Source organism: Kocuria sp. BT304 (genome assembly GCF_003290245.1).
Classification (GTDB): domain Bacteria; phylum Actinomycetota; class Actinomycetes; order Actinomycetales; family Micrococcaceae; genus Kocuria; species Kocuria rhizophila_A.
Genome location: NZ_CP030039.1, coordinates 91409 through 107053, shown reverse-complemented (window position 1 = coordinate 107053; position 15645 = coordinate 91409). Strand labels below are relative to the sequence as shown.

Sequence of the window (15645 nt, the reverse complement as noted above, 5' to 3'; positions counted from 1 at the left end):
CGGCCCGGGCGGCGTCGTGCGCTAGGACTCGGTGGGGTAGTCGCGCGGCCAGCTGTGGCCGAGGCTCGCCTCCACGCTCTCGTTGAAGCGGCGGGTGAGGTGGGCCAGGGTGGCGACGTCCTCCGCGGACCAGTCCCGCGTGAAGCGCTCGAAGGACTCCCGGCGGGCGTGGAACTCCTCCTCGAGGCGGCGCAGGCCCTCCTCGGTGGGGCGGTGCTTGCGGGCCACGCCGCCCTCGGGGTCCTTGATGCGCTCAATCAGCCCGCTCTTCATGGCGGCGGCCACCTGGCGGTGGACGGTGGAGATGTCCAGGCCGAAGGACTGCGCGAGCTCGGCGACGCTCATGGGGCCGCCGGCCTGCAGGCGGGCGAGGAGCACGGTGGAGCTGCGGTCCAGCGCCTCGGTGCGTGACTGCGGGGGCGCGCCCTGGAGGGCGTATCGGGAGAGCAGCATGTGCTCGTAGACCAGCTCGCTCACGGAATCCTCGCTCTGCACGGGTCCATCCTTTCATCTCTCGTTCGTGGGCGGTCTGCGCGCGGGGTGCGTGGGCCGCGGGGTGGGGGCGGCGTCGTCGTCATGGCGGGGGCGGGCGCGGAGGCGGGGGTCACGAGCGTATGGAGCGCAGCTCCTGGGATTGCATTGTACAAATCCCTGAGTAGTATTTTGCACTATACAAATCCGAGACCCCAAGGAGGCGCCCGTGTCCGTCGACACCCAGGAGCACGTACCCACCGGCCAGCTGCCCGTGGTCGTGGAGCACAGCAGGTCCGGCCCGGCGCACTCCGCGGGGCCCGAGCGGCTGGTCACGCCCACGTTCGTGGTGGCGTGGGTGGTCAACTTCCTGCAGTACCTGACCTTCTACATGCTGGTCACCACCATGGCACTGTACGCAGTGAAGAGCTTCGCGGCGTCGGACGCGGTGGGCGGCTTCGCGTCCAGCGCGTTCGTGGTGGGTGCCACCCTGGCGCGGCTGGTCTCGGGCTACCTGGTGGACGCGCTGGGGCGGCGCCGGATGCTGCTGATCGCCCTGGTGGTCGTGGCGGTGGCGTGCGCGCTGTACCTGCCCGCGGGATCGCTGCCGGTGCTGATCGCGGTGCGCATGGTCCACGGCTTCGGCTACGCGTTCGCGAGCACCGCCGTGATGACGATTGCACAGTCCGTGATCCCGGACTCCCGCCGCGGCGAGGGCACCGGGTACTTCGCACTGGGCACCACGCTGGCGACGGCGATCGGGCCCGCCCTGGGGCTGTTCCTGGTGGGCTCGCTGGACTACACGTGGCTGTTCTGGACCACGCTGGTCACTGCGGTGCTCGGCCTGGTGCTGGGCATCTTCCTGCGGGAGCCGCTGGCGCACCAGGAGGCGAAGGCGGAGCGCTCAAAGTTCTCCCTGAGCGACATCGCGCACCCGTCCGTGCTGCCCATCGGCTCCTTCATGCTGGTGGTGGGCGTCTGCTACGCGGGCGTGATCACCTACCTCAACGCCTACGCCGAGGACCGCGGAGTCACCACCGGCGCGGCCCTGTTCTTCGTGGCGTACGCCGTGGCCATGCTGATCATGCGCCTGGTGCTGGGCAAGGTGCAGGACCAGCGCGGGGACAACGTGGTGGTCTACCTGGGCCTCATCTGCTTCGCGGTGGCCCTGGGCATCCTGGCCGTGGCCAGCCAGGACTGGCAGGTGGTCGTGGCCGGCGCCATGACTGGCCTGGGCTACGGCACGCTCATGCCCGCCGCGCAGGCCATCGCCGTGAGCGCGGTGCCCGCCCACAAGCTGGGCACCGGCATCTCCACCCTGCTGCTGCTCATGGACGTGGGCGTGGGCATCGGCCCCGTGGTCCTGGGCCTGTTGCTCTCCGCCACCGGGTTCGGCACCATGTACACGGTGCTGGCGGTGCTGGTGGTCGTGGCGGCGCTGCTCTACCACGCGGTGCACGGCCGGCACCCGCACGCGAAGCGGGGGCGGCTCGCGGTGGACTGAGGTTCATTCTTTCTCGGGGCCCGCGGTTTTCACCACGCGCCCCTTGCCTTCCCGGGACTGCTCGGGGGTGACGACGGCGCGTGGCCTGGTGGGCGCGCGCCGTCGCCTCTGCGCTGGGGTACAGGGATCTTGCCGAACGGCGTAAAGCCTGCTTGACTGCTGTCAAGCAGGCTTTACGCCGTTCACCAGGAGGACGACATGATCCCCACGACCCAGGCGACTGGCAGAGCGCCCGCCGGTGCCTATGCGCGCATGCTCGCCACGGCGCTCGTCGGCGTAGCTGCCGTCGGCGGGATTGCCTCCCTCACCCGTCCGGAGAATCCATGGCTGGCCTTCGCCGTCTTTGCGGGGTGCACCCTGTCGCCCATGGCGATGCTCGGATGGTTCATGTTCGTCTCCCGGTACGCCGTGACGGTGGAACCACACGCGGAGGATGGTGTGGAGCACCGATGGTACGAACAGGCGGCCTACGGCGCCTTCCACGACATCCTCACGATGGGCGGCGTCGCCCTGCTGGTCCTGTCCATGTCCCGGGTGGAGGTCACGGGACCCACCGTCCTGCTGTGGGTGCTGGTCCTGGCGGCCGCGGACGTGGCGGTCCGGTACCAGGTGCTCAAGCACCGCACAGTCCAGTGAAGAACCACATTGCGGAGGAACGCCAGAAACGGGAGTGGTCCCAGGCTGCGCTCGCGGAACGGCTGGGGGTCTCGCGTCAGACGGTGATCTCCATCGAACGCGGCCGCTTCGACCCGAGTCTCCCGCTGGCGTTCCGGCTAGCGAAGGTTTTCGGGTGTCGGATCGAGGAACTGTTTGTGCCGGGGGAGGAGTTGTAACCAAGCCCGTTGTGGCAACAGTCCCGTTATTCGTCGAGCGCTTTCACGAGGGCGTCCTGCGCGTCACTGTAGAAAACGAACGAGACCTTCGTGGCGACCTCGTCGCTGACGTCGAGTAGTTGGCGGCGGGCTGACACCGGCAGCAATAGCGCCGTCGCGCCCTTATCCATAGCGTGTTCAGCGAGCTGTGCAGCGTTGGGGATCGTCTCTACACCGCCACCGAGGGATAAGTTGCCAACAGCAATCATGCCGCCCCGGACAGACCGCTGGAGCATCGCTGAGGCCAACGCGAGGAGGATTGGCAGACCAAGACCGGCACCGGTCTTGGCTGCATCGAATGCGCGGACTTGAGCAGTGAGATTATGCTCGCCCGGATTGCGGTCACCGACCAGCGAGCTCGCTTGAGCGATAAGATTTTGTTCTGCGACTTTAAAGCTTTCCCGGAGCGCGGCAGGTGCGGCCTGATTGAGGAGTCCACGACCACCAGAGCCGGGCGTGTCCGCCGCCTCGATTCGGTAGAGTCCCGGGCCGACGTCGCCGCCGCCCTCGGAGATCGCCCACACCTGACCGGGGGGCAGCGGATCGAGGCCGATCGAGTCGGGGCTCGCGAGTTCGGGGGTCGAGACGAACTGCTCGACTCCCTCGCCGAGGCGGTAGCCGAACTGGGTGTTACGGAACTCTGCTGCGCCGATGCGACGCTGCTGTTCCTTGACGCGACGGCGGCACTCCAGGGCGATGCGCACCGCCCATTCGAGGTCGTCGTCGGAGATCGCGGCTTCGGCGTCGGGATACAGGAGCTTGAGTAGACCACCTACCGTCTTGTTGACCGCCGACAGGTCTCGGCCCGACAGTGCATCGGAGTAGTTGACCCGCCCCTGGATCGAGGTAAGGCGCGACTGGTCACGAAGGCGCGACCAGCACTCGGAAAGGAAGTCACTCACGAGTCCGAAGTGGTGAGTGAAGTAGGTCGGGTTGAGCTTCGGAACATCCCAGCCGGGCAGGTATGCGTGGATGCGGTCCATGAACGCCGTATCGTCGCGCATCTCCGGGGGCAGCGGAGAGAGCAGGTGGCCGATCCGCTGCTGGTGGGCGACATCCACGTCGAAGTTCCCGACCAACATGATCGAACCGTCAGCACGGATGGACTCACGGCCGCGGGAGAACTCGCCCGACTCCATGTAGCCCTTCATGATGTTGACGCCGTCCTTTTGGTCGAAGGAGACGCCGGAGACTTCGTCGAAACAGACGACGTCGTACTGCGCGACGAGGCCGCGTTGTCCAGTGGCGTTGTTGACGAACATCCGGGCAACGGTGGCCTTGCCGCCGGAGATCAGGTGCGCGTAGGGCGAGACCTGCTGGAACAGATGGGACTTGCCGGTGCCACGAGGCCCTAGTTCGACCATGTTGAAGTTCCGCTGGACGAACGGGACCATGCGCAGCAGGAGCACGTCTTGCTCGCGCTCGGTGAGGTGCGCAGGTTCGAAGCCCACTGACCGAAGCAGGAGGTGCTTCCACTGCTCTGTGGTGAACCGTGAGCGGCCTTCGGCCAGACGCGAGAGCGAATCGCGGGTTGAGAGCTGGATGGGGCGAAGCGACCCGATAGCGAAGGGCTTGCCGTTGTTCTCACCAGCGATCGCGGCATCGTAGAACAGGTCAACCTCGGCGTAGAAGCCACCGGTCAGCATGCGCTCGTTCTCGCGAACAACGGCATCGTCGATGCGCACGTCTCGGAGTCCAAGGCTCGGCAACTCGGCAACGTAGGCGTTCGACTTCGCATCGAGTCGGGCCTTGACGAGATCGATGAGCTTGACGGTCATGCGTTCACGCGCGCGCGACTTGAAGAGTTCCTCTTCACCTGCCCGTACTGTGCGGTCGGCGAGCAGCCGCCGTACGACCTGGAGCCCTTCTTCGATCTCCTCCGGGTCGGTCGTGGCGCAGTAGCGCCCGATAAGGAACTCGCCGACGTAGGTCGGAACGGGATATGCGCCCTTGAATTGCTGGGCGAGATCCTTGCGAACGACGTACCCGTCGAAGGCTGACGCTGCGGTCGTGTCGATCTCGTCGAGCGTGATTGCCTCGGTCATTCGACGCCTCCTACCGTGGTTTGTGCTTGTGCTAGAACTCCACCGCTCGGGTCGAGTAGTACGACCCATGCGTTCGCCCCAGCAGGGGCCTGTTCCTCGTCGACGAGCACCTTGACCTCGCCCGGCTCGGTGGGCGACTTCGGGCCACCGACGGCGCTCGATGCGTCGGCTGGGCGAACCCGAACTTCGGCAACCACTTCGGCTTCTGCGGGGCCGTAGTCGATGCGGCAGCGCTGTCCGGTCCACCGAACAGCTTCAATCTGGGCGGGCGCGACGGCCGAATCGCCGCGCGTCACGGTGGCGACCGGGATTACGCACTCCTGGAGACTCAGCCCGCCGTGCTCATACAGGCAGCCCGACTCGAATGCAGCAGCTCCCGGTGCACTGACCATGTCGACGGATGAGTCCCAAGTCCAGGGCAGGATCGGGAAGTCCGGGCGCGCCGCGGCGGCCTTCAACCGTGCCACGCGCGGCTTGCGGGCCGCATCACCTTCCGTGACTTGTATCGGGAGGTTGACCTTCTGCGCTGCTCCGCCGGGCAAGAGGAAGCCGTGATCGGTGACCACGACAACCTTCCGCCACCCTGCGTCGATTAGTGCACGAACACGCTCGGCGATGAGGTCGAGGTGATGGTCGATGAGGTCCGCCATCTGGTGCCCGTGCGAGTGGCCCAACGAGTCGATCATGTTCGTCTGCGTCCAGGCCGTTCCGGCCGGGTCGCCGACCTGAGCGGTGTCCCAGTCGAGGAACTGCACCTCCGCACCAGCGAGGGACGACCGCAGCACTGCACCCTTCACAGATCGCCCCTGATCGTCGGCCGCGTCGAAAGCAGCGCCGCCGGTGATGCTGATCTTGATTGGCGCCACCGCCGGCTGGCCGGTTGGCGTGACGCTGGGGAAAGCCGCCTGGCGCGGCTCCACGACCGCCGCCAGCCCCGACAGACGGCGAGCAACACGGGTGGCCAGGTCGTAACGCAGTGCATCGACGTAGACCACGCACGTTCCGGCAGCTACGTCGAGGCCCGTCTCGCCGCGGTAGGCGCCAACTGCGGCCTTCTGGAATGCTCGTGCCGACTGATCAACCCACGGGTCGTAAATCGCACCGAGCGCGTGAGCGACAGCGGACCTATCCTGTGCGGTCTTGGCCGTCGCGATCGTCCGTAGCGCGAGGTCGTCGATCACGTGGCCTTCGTCGCTGTACCAGGCAATCTGAGTCTTGAGGTCTGTTGCTGTCGGAGCGGTTGCGACGCGGTCTGCCAGTTCGGCGAGGTGGCCGACGGCCTTCGCAAGAGGTGCCTGGCCAAGAGCAGCCCAGACGTTGTCTTCGCGCGACGTGTGCGCGGCAGCGAGTTCCTGAACGCGACCACGCGGGTCGGGATGAGTGCCCAATGCATCAAGCGCGGACCTAATGGCGTCCTCCTGGTCGCGGTTCCACGAAGGCCACGAATCAGGGTGTGGGTCGGTGTCCCCAAAGAGCGGCACCACAGAGGGCCGCACCTGGTCGAGCAAGGCAGGAAGGTTCGGATAGCGGCTTGGGTTCTCCGCGAACCGTTGCCAGACAGCTCCCCACTCGCCCGTTCGGCCGCCGAGCTTGCTGGCTGCGGTGAGCGCGCCGTCCTTCTCAGGGCCAAAGCCGTAAACGGACTTGCAGGAGGCGACAAGGGCCTGCCACTGAGCACCTTCGAGCGAAGCCCTCACGTTGTCCGGCTCGTTCATCCATTCGAGGAGGGTGCGAACTGTGTCATCGAGCACGAGGTGGTGCAGGCGAGACGAATCGAGACGCCCCATACGTTTAAGATCGTCGACGTCCTCGAAGAGGAACTTGTGTAGTACCTGAGCGAGGGCCGCCTTCGTCGCACTGTCGCTCGCGATGTCGAGCCCCGCACCCTGCTTCGACGCAAGGAACGAGTGCGGCGTCCATGGCGTCTGGCCGTGGGCGGAGGGCCACCAGTTCGAGCGGATCGCAACCTCGGCCAACGGCGCGAGCGAGTCATCGAGAGCCGCTGCCTCAGCCACGGAGCCTCGACTGACACCAGGCAGGTAGATCACCCACGGATTGCGCTCGTCTCGTTCGGCAAGATGAGCTGGCAGCTCCGCTGACTCGGGCGAGGCAAGAACGGCCCGAAGCCAAAGCGCCGGACCTTGTGCGGCTGCGGAAGCGTACTCACCGAGCACGAGAATGGGCACTGCCTCCTGGAGGCTGCGAATCACCGGCTCCCACGTGCGCTCAGGGTCGGCCCACAGAACAGCCGCTGGGGCCGAGTTCACCCCAGCGTTGAAGACAGCAGCGTCACGGAGAGCTTTGGCGACAACGGCACGGACGAGCGTCATTCGGCAGCCTCCGCTCCGCGCCGGGCGGCACGGCGCTCCTCAAGCGTCGGGTGCAGGTCATTGAGCCGCTCCGAACCATCGGGATTCGTTCCACGGTCCTTCCCCCAATGCACGTTCACCTTGGACCGGAGCACGCCAGCGGTCACGAACGGTCGGATGTTCAAGCGAACGCCGTCATCAGTGTCAGGGTCCCACCCGATGGGTTGCTCAGCCATTTCCTTCCACCGGACGTATACATCGTAGGGCGGCTCGCCGCCAAGAATCAGTTGGAGTCTGCGCTGAAGTTCCTCGGCAGCGGCGAGTCGCGCATCGGCACCGGGACGTTCTGCGCGCGCCTCATACTTCTGGCGATCAATCCAGGCACCGAGGGAGGTGAAGGTCAGTTTCTCCAGAGTTTGACGGTCAAGCTTGTGGTAGTTCACGATCGCCGAGAACCCGTCCTTTCGGCCATCCCAGATGTGCCACAGGAAAGGCCTGTTATCGAAGACCTTGACGTGCTGGGCGAAGAACGAGTCGCGGAGCCAATCCTCCAAGCGGCCGTTCTTCGTACCGGCCTCCGTGACAAGCGTTCGCTCAAGAGTGCTTGACCACCCCTGTCCGTATGCACGGGCCAGGAGCCCCCGCAAGCGCGTCGCAAGGTCTGGCTCATTGGGGAGAGACTGCAGCGCAGCGATGCCATCTTGATCCGCAACGCCATCGAGGTCATCAGTCCCCTGAGACGGCCATCGGTAGCCAAGCAGGCGTGCAACGGCGACCTGCAACGGCTCAGTGGCTCCTTTGGGGTGTCCGCCGAAAAGCCACTGCGTTGGGCTTTCCGACTCTCCTACCGGAAGCCCTTGAGGGAACATTGCTTCGGATTCGACGCGCCACTCTTCAGCGTTGAAAGGAAGTTGGAGGAGGGTCTGGGGCGAGGTCAACTTCCATGTCGGGCTAATCTTGGCCAGTTCAGACTTCAAGCGCCCAGAAGCCGCAAAGGCAATCAATGGCAGCAAGTCTCTTTGCTGACTGGGAACAATCGCAAAACAACTAGAGTCGTACATCTCGCCCAGATAGATGTCTGTTCTCGCTCCGATCTGGCTTACAAGTACACCTTTGTTCCCCCAGAGAGGCTTCCCGCGACGCCAGTTCTGTGCCGCGTGATTCAGGTGTTTCACCGAGTCTGCAAGTTCAGCCATCGCACCCGCCTCTTTCTCCCAGAGCACGATCTTCTGGCGCCCAGTGAAGAACTCGTCTCCGCTAGGCGAACTGGCCAAGAACTCCCACCGGTCCCCGAGTTCGGCGACTTCCCAGAAGAGATTCTCGAAGCGGTTCCCGTCACCCGCTGACAAGCCGTTACGAGCGTCGGCGAAATCGCGCACCGTGGAGTTCGGCCTCTTCGCGCGGGGGTTGTGATCTTGCCCAACCAGTGCGATCCGGCTGTCAACCGACGCCAACCAACCAGCTTGCGACTGGGAAATGATCGTAGCCGTCCTCAGAGCTGCCGCCTTCTCGGGCAACGCAGTCTCGGACACGTTCAACGTCGCGACTGACACGGTGCTCGTCCTAGCGCGGGAACCAACCATCAGTACGGGGTTCACCCTCAGCGGAGTCGAGAAGCTGTTCATCCCCAGCAGTGCGAGAGCGCTCACCGCGTGCTCCCGCAGAAGATGCTGCCGGAACCGGCGTCCCGCTCGGATGTGCATCCATTCGCTTGGAAGAACCACCGCGTATGTACCGCCGGGGGCAAGAAAGCCCTCCACCCGCCGCAGCATCACCAGCGCAAGTTCACGCTTTGCCTCGTCGAAGTGGGCTTTGACGAACAACTCTAAGAGTTCGGATTGCTTCTCCAGGCCCAGAAACGGCGGGTTCGTGGCGACCAGCGTGTAGACCCCACCGAGGAGCGCTGCAGCGTTGACCACGTCTTCTGCGGCATGGCCAAGAACCGACTCTGACGTTTGCTCAGCCGACAACGCTTGCCGCAACGCATCGCGAGTTCGAGACCAGTCAACTCCGACGCTTAAGTCCCTCCCGAAAAGTGCGTCATCTGACGAAGTTGGCCGGGGGTCAATCAACGAGCCCAACGTATCTGCTTCCTGGAACCTGCTGTGCAGCCGCCCAAGGAGCGCACGAAGCTCCGTGTCAGCGCCGGCAAGGGCCTCCCACTCCTCGCGCTTGCCCCGGATCGGTACACCAGAGCAGGCGATTTGGGGAGCAGGTAACTCACGGAACCCACCCTGCTTCCAGGCCTCAAGGGCCACGTTGAAAGTGGCGATCTGAGTGCAACGTGGGTCGAGTTCGAGACCGTGGAGGTTGTCGCGGAGGACGGCATCTTGTGCCTCAGCCGGAGTGAGGCCCTCCTCCTCGGCACGCATGCGCCAGATCATCCCGAACATTGCGACAAGGAAGTGGCCGGAGCCGCAGCAGGGGTCCATCACCGTCACGTCGGCAGCTCGCTCGGGCCAGTCGCTGAACGAACCGGCGGCAGGCGTGCCGTCCTCATTGCGGCGGAGATACTCCCAGCCTTCAAGGAGCGCGGACCCCGGGTGACGTGCGGCCCACCATGCTCCGAGCGAGTTCTCCAACAGGAATCGAACCATATAGTTCTCGGTGAACAGCTGCGTGACGGGCGAGAGGTCGGCCCCGCCGATTTTGACGCCAGACTCGTTGACGCGTTTCTTCTCGGCCGTCTGCCAAAACTGATACACCCATCCGAGCGCGTCCTCCGTCGTGAAGACCTCGGAAGGGATGTCGAGGAGGAGACGCTCCAGTGCGTCGCGGTGTTCGGCTGCGAACCGGACTTGTACCGCGGGGTCGGTGAGGCGGAACGCGCCGGGCAGAATCTCCGAGGCGAACCGCGCGGCAACGGCCCAGGCGTCCGGCTCGCCGAGGTCCGAGGCGAGGTCGCTGCAATCCTCCAGAGATAGCGAGATCTCACTGTACTCCGGGTGCCGGAGTAGGCCGTTGACTTCGAGGAATCGTGCGAAGAGTAACCGGTGCCACTGCTCGTAGGCGACGTCGTGTACCAGGTTGGTGAGCACCGCACCCGCGCGTGCGGTGTCATCGCCGAGCTGCCGTGCTTTATCGCGGAGCGCGAGCCGGAGTTTGTTCTGCTCGCCATTCAAGTAGCTCGGACGGCTCGGCTCGGCAACCGCCAGAGCGCGCAGAGCATCCTCGGCAGCGCGTTGTGCAGCCTCGCGGGCGCGCTGCGTCTGGGCGTCGAGAAAACGTCGTTGGTCGGAGTTGAGGACCTTGGTCGTTACCGTCGTCATGGTCAGCCCTTCACCACCACGGTGTCGTTACCGCTGTTCAGGGCGTCGAGAAGCTGCACCCGCAGGGCCTCTATGTAGCGCTCTACCTCGTCGGCGCCGCTCAGGCTCGCCGCCGAAACCCGCACCGTGGTCATCTTGGCCGCAGGTGTCGTGAGCTGAATAGCGGCTTCCAGCGCCCGTGAAGCCCGCTGCGGGATGGCGTCGAGTTCAGCGGTCCATCCCTGAAGCGGCCGCGCCTGCGCCGCCACCAGGACGGCGGCCGAATCTGCGAGGTTGGGCTCCACCTCGGTGCCGAGGTGGTGCTCCGTGAGAAGAGCCTCGCGCTGCGCATCGTCGAGAGCCATCCAGGCTGGCTGCTGTTCGAGGTCTGCCACAGCCGTCGCTCGGGCGTCGCGCAACGCCACTGCTGCTTCGTGGATAGCATTGCGCAGTGCCTCGGCAAGTTCCTTCACGATCGGGGCGACTGGATCGGCCTCGGCAAGGAGATCGCGGCTCGCGGCCAGTGCGCCGAGCCGCTCACGGGCCGCCGACGCGGGCTCCAGCCCAGTGGCCGAGGATGCAAGCGAACGCGCTAGCTCGAGCGAAGGCGTGCGACTCTTGAGCCTGCGTTCCAGGTCTCCGAGTTGGTCGTTGAAGCTCGTGAGGTCACTCTTCGCTGCCAGCAGGGCGTGCACGCGGTCGTTTCCCGACGTGCTCACGATCACCTGGATGCTGCCTGGCACTGTGATGTCAGGGAGCGGAGCAGGCCCACTCACGCCTTTCGCGCGGTCGACAAGCGACTGGACGGCCTGTTCGACGGCCGAGACGAGTCCGTCGTTGTCCGTCGAGAAGCCGAGGTTGCTCAGCACCTGGCGTGCCTGGATTTTCTCGGTAGGCTTGAGCACCGTGACCTCGCGACGGAGTTGCACGTTGCCAAGGCGGGTCTGCTTGAGTACATCGGCCGTGGTCGCGTCGCTCCCGTTGAGCGTCGCACGGATCACTCCGGTGTCGAGGAGCACGCCGAGGGAGGCCATGAGCGCGTCGCGCGGCCAGCCGAGCGGCTTCGATGTCACGGCCTTCTCGACATCACTCGCGGACGTGCCCGCCGGGCCGACGTGGCTGAGAACTTCCTTGACGACGCTGTGCTGCTCTGGGTCGGCGTCGTGCTGGACGGCCTTGAGCGCGTCGGCCGCCGATCCACTCCGCACGCGCGCGATGACCTGGGGCCACCGGTTGTCGTCTGCTTCGGAGAACCGTGGGAACAGGCGGGTCGCGGCGGACTGTGCGCCGGCCTCGATGCGTTCGCGCAGTGAGATACCGTTCGGGGCCGTGCCGCCCCCGAGGAGCACGTTCGACTTGGAGATCACATCACGAACATGGGCATTTACCTGGTCCGTCGCTCGGTTGAGGCGGGTTTGCATCGCGCTTCGGGCCTGCTTACCCTCGTCGTCCTGCGGGATTCCCTGCTGGTCGATTACACGCTGCGCGGCAAGCTTGTTACGGACTGCAGCTACGAACGCGGGAGCCTGGAGTCGGGGAAGGTGGACGAGCACAATCGGCGACTCGATGCCGAGGCTGCGCGCGGCCTCGTCGAACTGCTTCGCGGTTATTCCTTCGTCCCACTCGGAGCGGAGCCACACCGGGATCGCATCGGACTCCGGCGGAAGCGAGGCGTCGGCGTGCAGCGCAAGCCTGCGGGACTCCTTGGCACGGCCCTGCTGGATCGAAGCGGGTAGCGACCGGCCGACCTCAGTGAGCAACAGCGAATCACGATCGGTGCTTACCTCACTGTCCGTGACTTGAGCGTGGTGCCTGCGGAAGGCCTCGTCCCACTCGCGGCCCGCCTTGGTCTGAAGGCGGAACTCCTCGCCATCCTGCTGAATGACGCCCTCTTCGGCGAGCGCTTCGAGCACCGCAGGAACCTGCTGCCGAAGCTGGTCACCGTCGTGGGCGAGATCCTCGACGAGGAGGTCGACGAGATGGTCTGCCGTCGCGCGGACGCCGATGTCGCCGTGACCCGACGTAGGGAGCAGACCGATGAGGTGGATGAGGCCGAGGATGCGGCCGCGCAAGGGGTCCTTCTGCCCCTGCTCGTGAATAAGCGTCTGCGTCTCCTTAAGAAGAAGGCCCGCGCCGTTGAGGTCTTCGTTCTTCTGCGAGTACAGGAAGTCGGCGCCGACCACAGTGCCCACCGGCTCGGGAGCGACCTTGCGGTTCGCCTCATGCACGATGCGGAGTTGGGAACGCAGCTGACCAGCGCGGCCGGCATCGGCCTGGCGGAGCACACTTTCCCAGAAACGACGGCGCAACGGGAGCAACGGGTAGTCGTCGGCGAGGTCCTTGTCGTCCGCCGCGGTGTGCTGAATCCTGCTACCGATGAGCTGTCGAGAAATCTGCCCTGCGACCGAGGACAGCGTGCTGTCAAGATCAGGCTTCTTCGCGGGCTCCTTGCTCAGAAGCACACGTCGGACAACGGCGTCGACGTCCTGGTTCTTGAGCACGACCTTGACGGTGAAGCGGTCCTGAATCTTCTGGAGTGTCGAATCAGCCGTCAGTTCCTGCTGGCCCGTGGCGACGAGCAGCACCCGACCGTTCAGTTCGCGCGACACGGACTCGACGAGGTTCTGCACCTCCATCGCTCGGCCGCCGTCGCCGCTTATGTACTGCTGCACTTCGTCGAGGACGATCAGCGACGGCGGAATTTGGCCGCCGCCGACGTGCTCAAGGATCTTCTTGAGCAGCGCGATCGTCTCGTCTGTGGAGAACGAGCGAGTGTCCGGTGGGAACTGGTTGCGCAACGCGGCGCGCACGTCCCGGGCTGACGACGCGAACGCGGGGTCGACCGCGAGGATCGCGTTCGCGAGCCGCGTGCTGAGATTGTATTCGCCCAGTTCCTCGACGAGGTCGCCTCCGTTCACCGTAACGTGGTCGCTAACGGCATCGAGGTGACCGTTGCCCGCGAGCCACAGTGCGACTTGGGCGGGCGCGACGCGCGTGGGCAGCCCTGCGGCCCCGAGGACGATGGAGAGGAACACCGAGTTGAGGGTGTCGCCGCTGCGGTCGAGTGCGCCCGCTGCCGCCCACGATGCGGCACCGTCGCGTCGGCCGAGTGTTGTCAGCTCCGTCAATTGGTCCTGGATGCCCTGGGGGATGTTCGTCAGACCGCGCGCGGTCGCGCCGTTCGGGAACTTCGTGTCGGCCCACAGATGCTGGAGGACACGGACGAGGTGGGACTTACCGCTGCCGTAGAAGCCCGATACCCACACGGCCGGCTGGGTCGTCCGATTCCGATGCCCGGTGTAGGAGTCGAGGATGCGCTGGAGGCCATGCTCGTACTCACCCTCGCATACGAAGCTCTCCAGCTCGTACTTCAGGACATCCCACTGGTTGGAGTCCTCGGGCCGGTCGACGTTGGTGACACCATCGTTCGGAATCTCAAAGCTCAGCGGAGGCCGGATGAACAGGTCGTTGTTGGTCGTCACGCGATGTCCTTCTGCGGGTCAATGACGCGTGCGCGGTAGTTAAACCCATCGCGCGCGTCGAGCAAGCGGAATGAATGAGTTTCCGGGTCGTGAAGCCCGGGGAAGAAGACGAGTAGGCGGCCAGTCACGGCGGAATCGATGGACTTGATCACGCTCGATGCCCGCAGGAACGGGAAGATCGCGCCAATGCCGACAAGGGCCACGACGGCATTCTCAGGTGCTCCTTCGAGAGCCCCTCGGATGCGCGCGACCAGTGTCTTCTCAAACTGGTCCAGGATCGACTGAGTAAGGTCGCTCGGTTCCTCATAGAAGGCCTGCGCGTGTCGGTGAGCGGACAGCCAGCGCCCGAAGTCGTCGGTGACGTCGAGAACGACCCACACGCGACCCGCCTGAGTGGTCGCCAACTCGATGCTCGGCAGAGCGTGCCGCATCTGGCGTTCCAGGTCAGGCGGGTAGACGAGCATCCAGACGCGCTCACCACCCGAGATGTTGTCCTTCCATGCCAGGGACAACTCGGCCTTATAAGCGTCGATGAGATCGGAGACGCGGCTCATGCGCGACCTCCGAAGGCAGGGAACGATACGTCAACGACATTGCCCGCCACGAGTAGATCGAGGAGTCCCTGCGTGTGCGCGTCGCGCAATGCCTCCAAGGAGCGCCCAGGTGCGAGGCCGAGGATCTGCGACCATGGATTGTCAAGTACGCCGAGGCCTCGCCCGCCGGCGAGGTGCCCCAGGTACGCCGCATACGCGATGGCCGCCGGCTGTGCTTCAACGTCGATGCGCACTTTCTTGGCCCGACCCGTGAGATGACCGGTCTGGGTCCAACAGGCTCCGGTGTTGCGGCCGGTCTTACCGAGTGTCGACTCCGACATCTCGTTGCCGAACTGCGCGGCGACCGCGGCGGTGAGGTCCGCCGATGTCACGCCCGAACCCGCAGGCAAGTCCGCGATCGCAGTAAACGACGCGCGAAGAACCTCGTCGCGGATGACCGCCAACAGTGCCGCAAGGAGTGGGCGTGATGATGGGTCGATGTCCCAGAAATACCGCAAGGCCGTGAACTCCGCTCGCCCCGGGTCAAGGAAGTACAGCTCACGCAGATGACGGAACGAACGCTGCCGCCCGGCCAGAGTTGGCCGCCCGAGGACGTTGCCTTCGATCACTGCTTGGCGATACTGCTCGGCAGGCGCGTCGGACGGCACCTCACGGAGAAGCTCCACCAGATGGGGAACGCCAATCGTATGACTGGCGGTCGTCCGCAACGTGCCAAGCGTAAAGTCGCTCTCAGCAACACGAGACCTCGTCATTTCTCGGTTGTCCTCCTTCCCGACACGCACATCGCGTCACCTATCCGGAGCGAGGCGTTACGAATCTGGCGCACGACGGACTTCATCGCGGGTTCCATCTCAGCAGGAACCTCTGACATTCGAGCCTTCACGGGGTGTCGTCCTCAGGGGCGCCGTCTCGTCGAGCCCAGTCGTCGATCACGCTGGCTTGGAACTTCCAGAGACACCCGACCTTGTGGGCGGGCATAGCCTTCTCTGCGATCCAGGTGTAGAGGGTGTTGTGGGCGGCCCCGGGGTGGGTGGCGGTGCCCTCTGCGGACAGCCACGGCTCAGCCAAGTTGGTCCTCCCTCGCTCTGTGGCCCAGACAGGCCAACACTCTCGATGATACCGGTGAAGGTTTGGCTTGAATTGGGTTCCTCCAGGCGTAC

Annotated in this window: 11 protein-coding genes; 3 read left to right on the top strand and 8 right to left on the bottom strand. The window is 65.2% G+C overall.

The features are described from left to right. Positions 1–21: 21 nt before the first annotated feature. Entirely contained in the window at positions 22–495 is a 474-nt protein-coding gene (locus tag DNL27_RS00475) for a MarR family winged helix-turn-helix transcriptional regulator (RefSeq protein ID WP_012399394.1), read from the bottom strand. 205 nt (positions 496–700) lie between these two features. Here DNL27_RS00475 and DNL27_RS00470 point away from each other — a divergent pair, with 205 nt between their 5' ends. The 3 genes from DNL27_RS00470 to DNL27_RS00460 all read left to right on the top strand — a co-directional run bounded on the left by DNL27_RS00470 (position 701) and on the right by DNL27_RS00460 (position 2808). Next, positions 701–1975 carry an MFS transporter gene (locus DNL27_RS00470; protein WP_039100646.1) on the top strand — a complete coding sequence of 425 codons (1275 nt, stop codon included), beginning with the start codon at positions 701–703 and terminating at the stop codon, positions 1973–1975. A 366-nt stretch (positions 1976–2341) separates the two neighbouring features. Then, positions 2342–2611 (top strand): hypothetical protein, encoded by a 270-nt coding sequence (locus tag DNL27_RS12095; protein ID WP_162627077.1) that lies wholly within the window; start codon positions 2342–2344, stop codon positions 2609–2611. Next, complete coding sequence (locus DNL27_RS00460; RefSeq protein WP_112234375.1) at positions 2608–2808, top strand: helix-turn-helix transcriptional regulator; 201 nt, start codon at positions 2608–2610, stop codon at positions 2806–2808. Before DNL27_RS12095 ends, DNL27_RS00460 begins: the two co-directional genes overlap by 4 nt. Positions 2809–2834: 26 nt before the next feature. On the opposite strand, the gene brxL is transcribed toward DNL27_RS00460, so the two are convergent. From brxL to DNL27_RS00425, 7 genes are all read right to left on the bottom strand, one after another. Further along, positions 2835–4892, bottom strand: a complete 2058-nt coding sequence (gene brxL, locus DNL27_RS00455; protein WP_204360306.1) for a protease Lon-related BREX system protein BrxL — start codon at positions 4890–4892, stop codon at positions 2835–2837. Next, positions 4889–7222, bottom strand: a complete 2334-nt coding sequence (gene pglZ / locus DNL27_RS00450) for a BREX-1 system phosphatase PglZ type B (protein ID WP_112234374.1) — start codon at positions 7220–7222, stop codon at positions 4889–4891. The genes brxL and pglZ overlap by 4 nt, the downstream gene beginning before the upstream one ends. Further along, positions 7219–10470: a hypothetical protein gene (locus tag DNL27_RS00445; RefSeq protein WP_112234373.1), complete on the bottom strand. Its 3252-nt coding sequence runs from the start codon at positions 10468–10470 to the stop codon at positions 7219–7221. Before DNL27_RS00445 ends, pglZ begins: the two co-directional genes overlap by 4 nt. A 2-nt stretch (positions 10471–10472) precedes the next feature. After that, entirely contained in the window at positions 10473–13931 is a 3459-nt protein-coding gene (gene brxC / locus DNL27_RS00440) for a BREX system P-loop protein BrxC (RefSeq protein WP_112234372.1), read from the bottom strand. Beyond that, complete coding sequence (locus DNL27_RS00435; protein WP_112234371.1) at positions 13928–14485, bottom strand: BREX protein BrxB domain-containing protein; 558 nt, start codon at positions 14483–14485, stop codon at positions 13928–13930. Before DNL27_RS00435 ends, brxC begins: the two co-directional genes overlap by 4 nt. Continuing rightward, positions 14482–15237: a hypothetical protein gene (locus DNL27_RS00430; RefSeq protein ID WP_112234370.1), complete on the bottom strand. Its 756-nt coding sequence runs from the start codon at positions 15235–15237 to the stop codon at positions 14482–14484. Before DNL27_RS00430 ends, DNL27_RS00435 begins: the two co-directional genes overlap by 4 nt. 127 nt (positions 15238–15364) lie before the next feature. Continuing rightward, positions 15365–15553 carry a helix-turn-helix domain-containing protein gene (locus tag DNL27_RS00425; RefSeq protein WP_112234369.1) on the bottom strand — a complete coding sequence of 63 codons (189 nt, stop codon included), beginning with the start codon at positions 15551–15553 and terminating at the stop codon, positions 15365–15367. Between the last annotated feature and the right edge of the window lie 92 nt (positions 15554–15645).

Coding starts and splice junctions, on each gene's coding strand:
- DNL27_RS00445 (WP_112234373.1), bottom strand. CDS start 10,470: ATGACGACGGTAACGACCAAGGTCCTCAACTCCGACCAACGACGTTTT.
- DNL27_RS00430 (WP_112234370.1), bottom strand. CDS start 15,237: ATGACGAGGTCTCGTGTTGCTGAGAGCGACTTTACGCTTGGCACGTTG.
- DNL27_RS12095 (WP_162627077.1), top strand. CDS start 2,342: ATGGCGATGCTCGGATGGTTCATGTTCGTCTCCCGGTACGCCGTGACG.
- brxL (WP_204360306.1), bottom strand. CDS start 4,892: ATGACCGAGGCAATCACGCTCGACGAGATCGACACGACCGCAGCGTCA.
- pglZ (WP_112234374.1), bottom strand. CDS start 7,222: ATGACGCTCGTCCGTGCCGTTGTCGCCAAAGCTCTCCGTGACGCTGCT.
- DNL27_RS00435 (WP_112234371.1), bottom strand. CDS start 14,485: ATGAGCCGCGTCTCCGATCTCATCGACGCTTATAAGGCCGAGTTGTCC.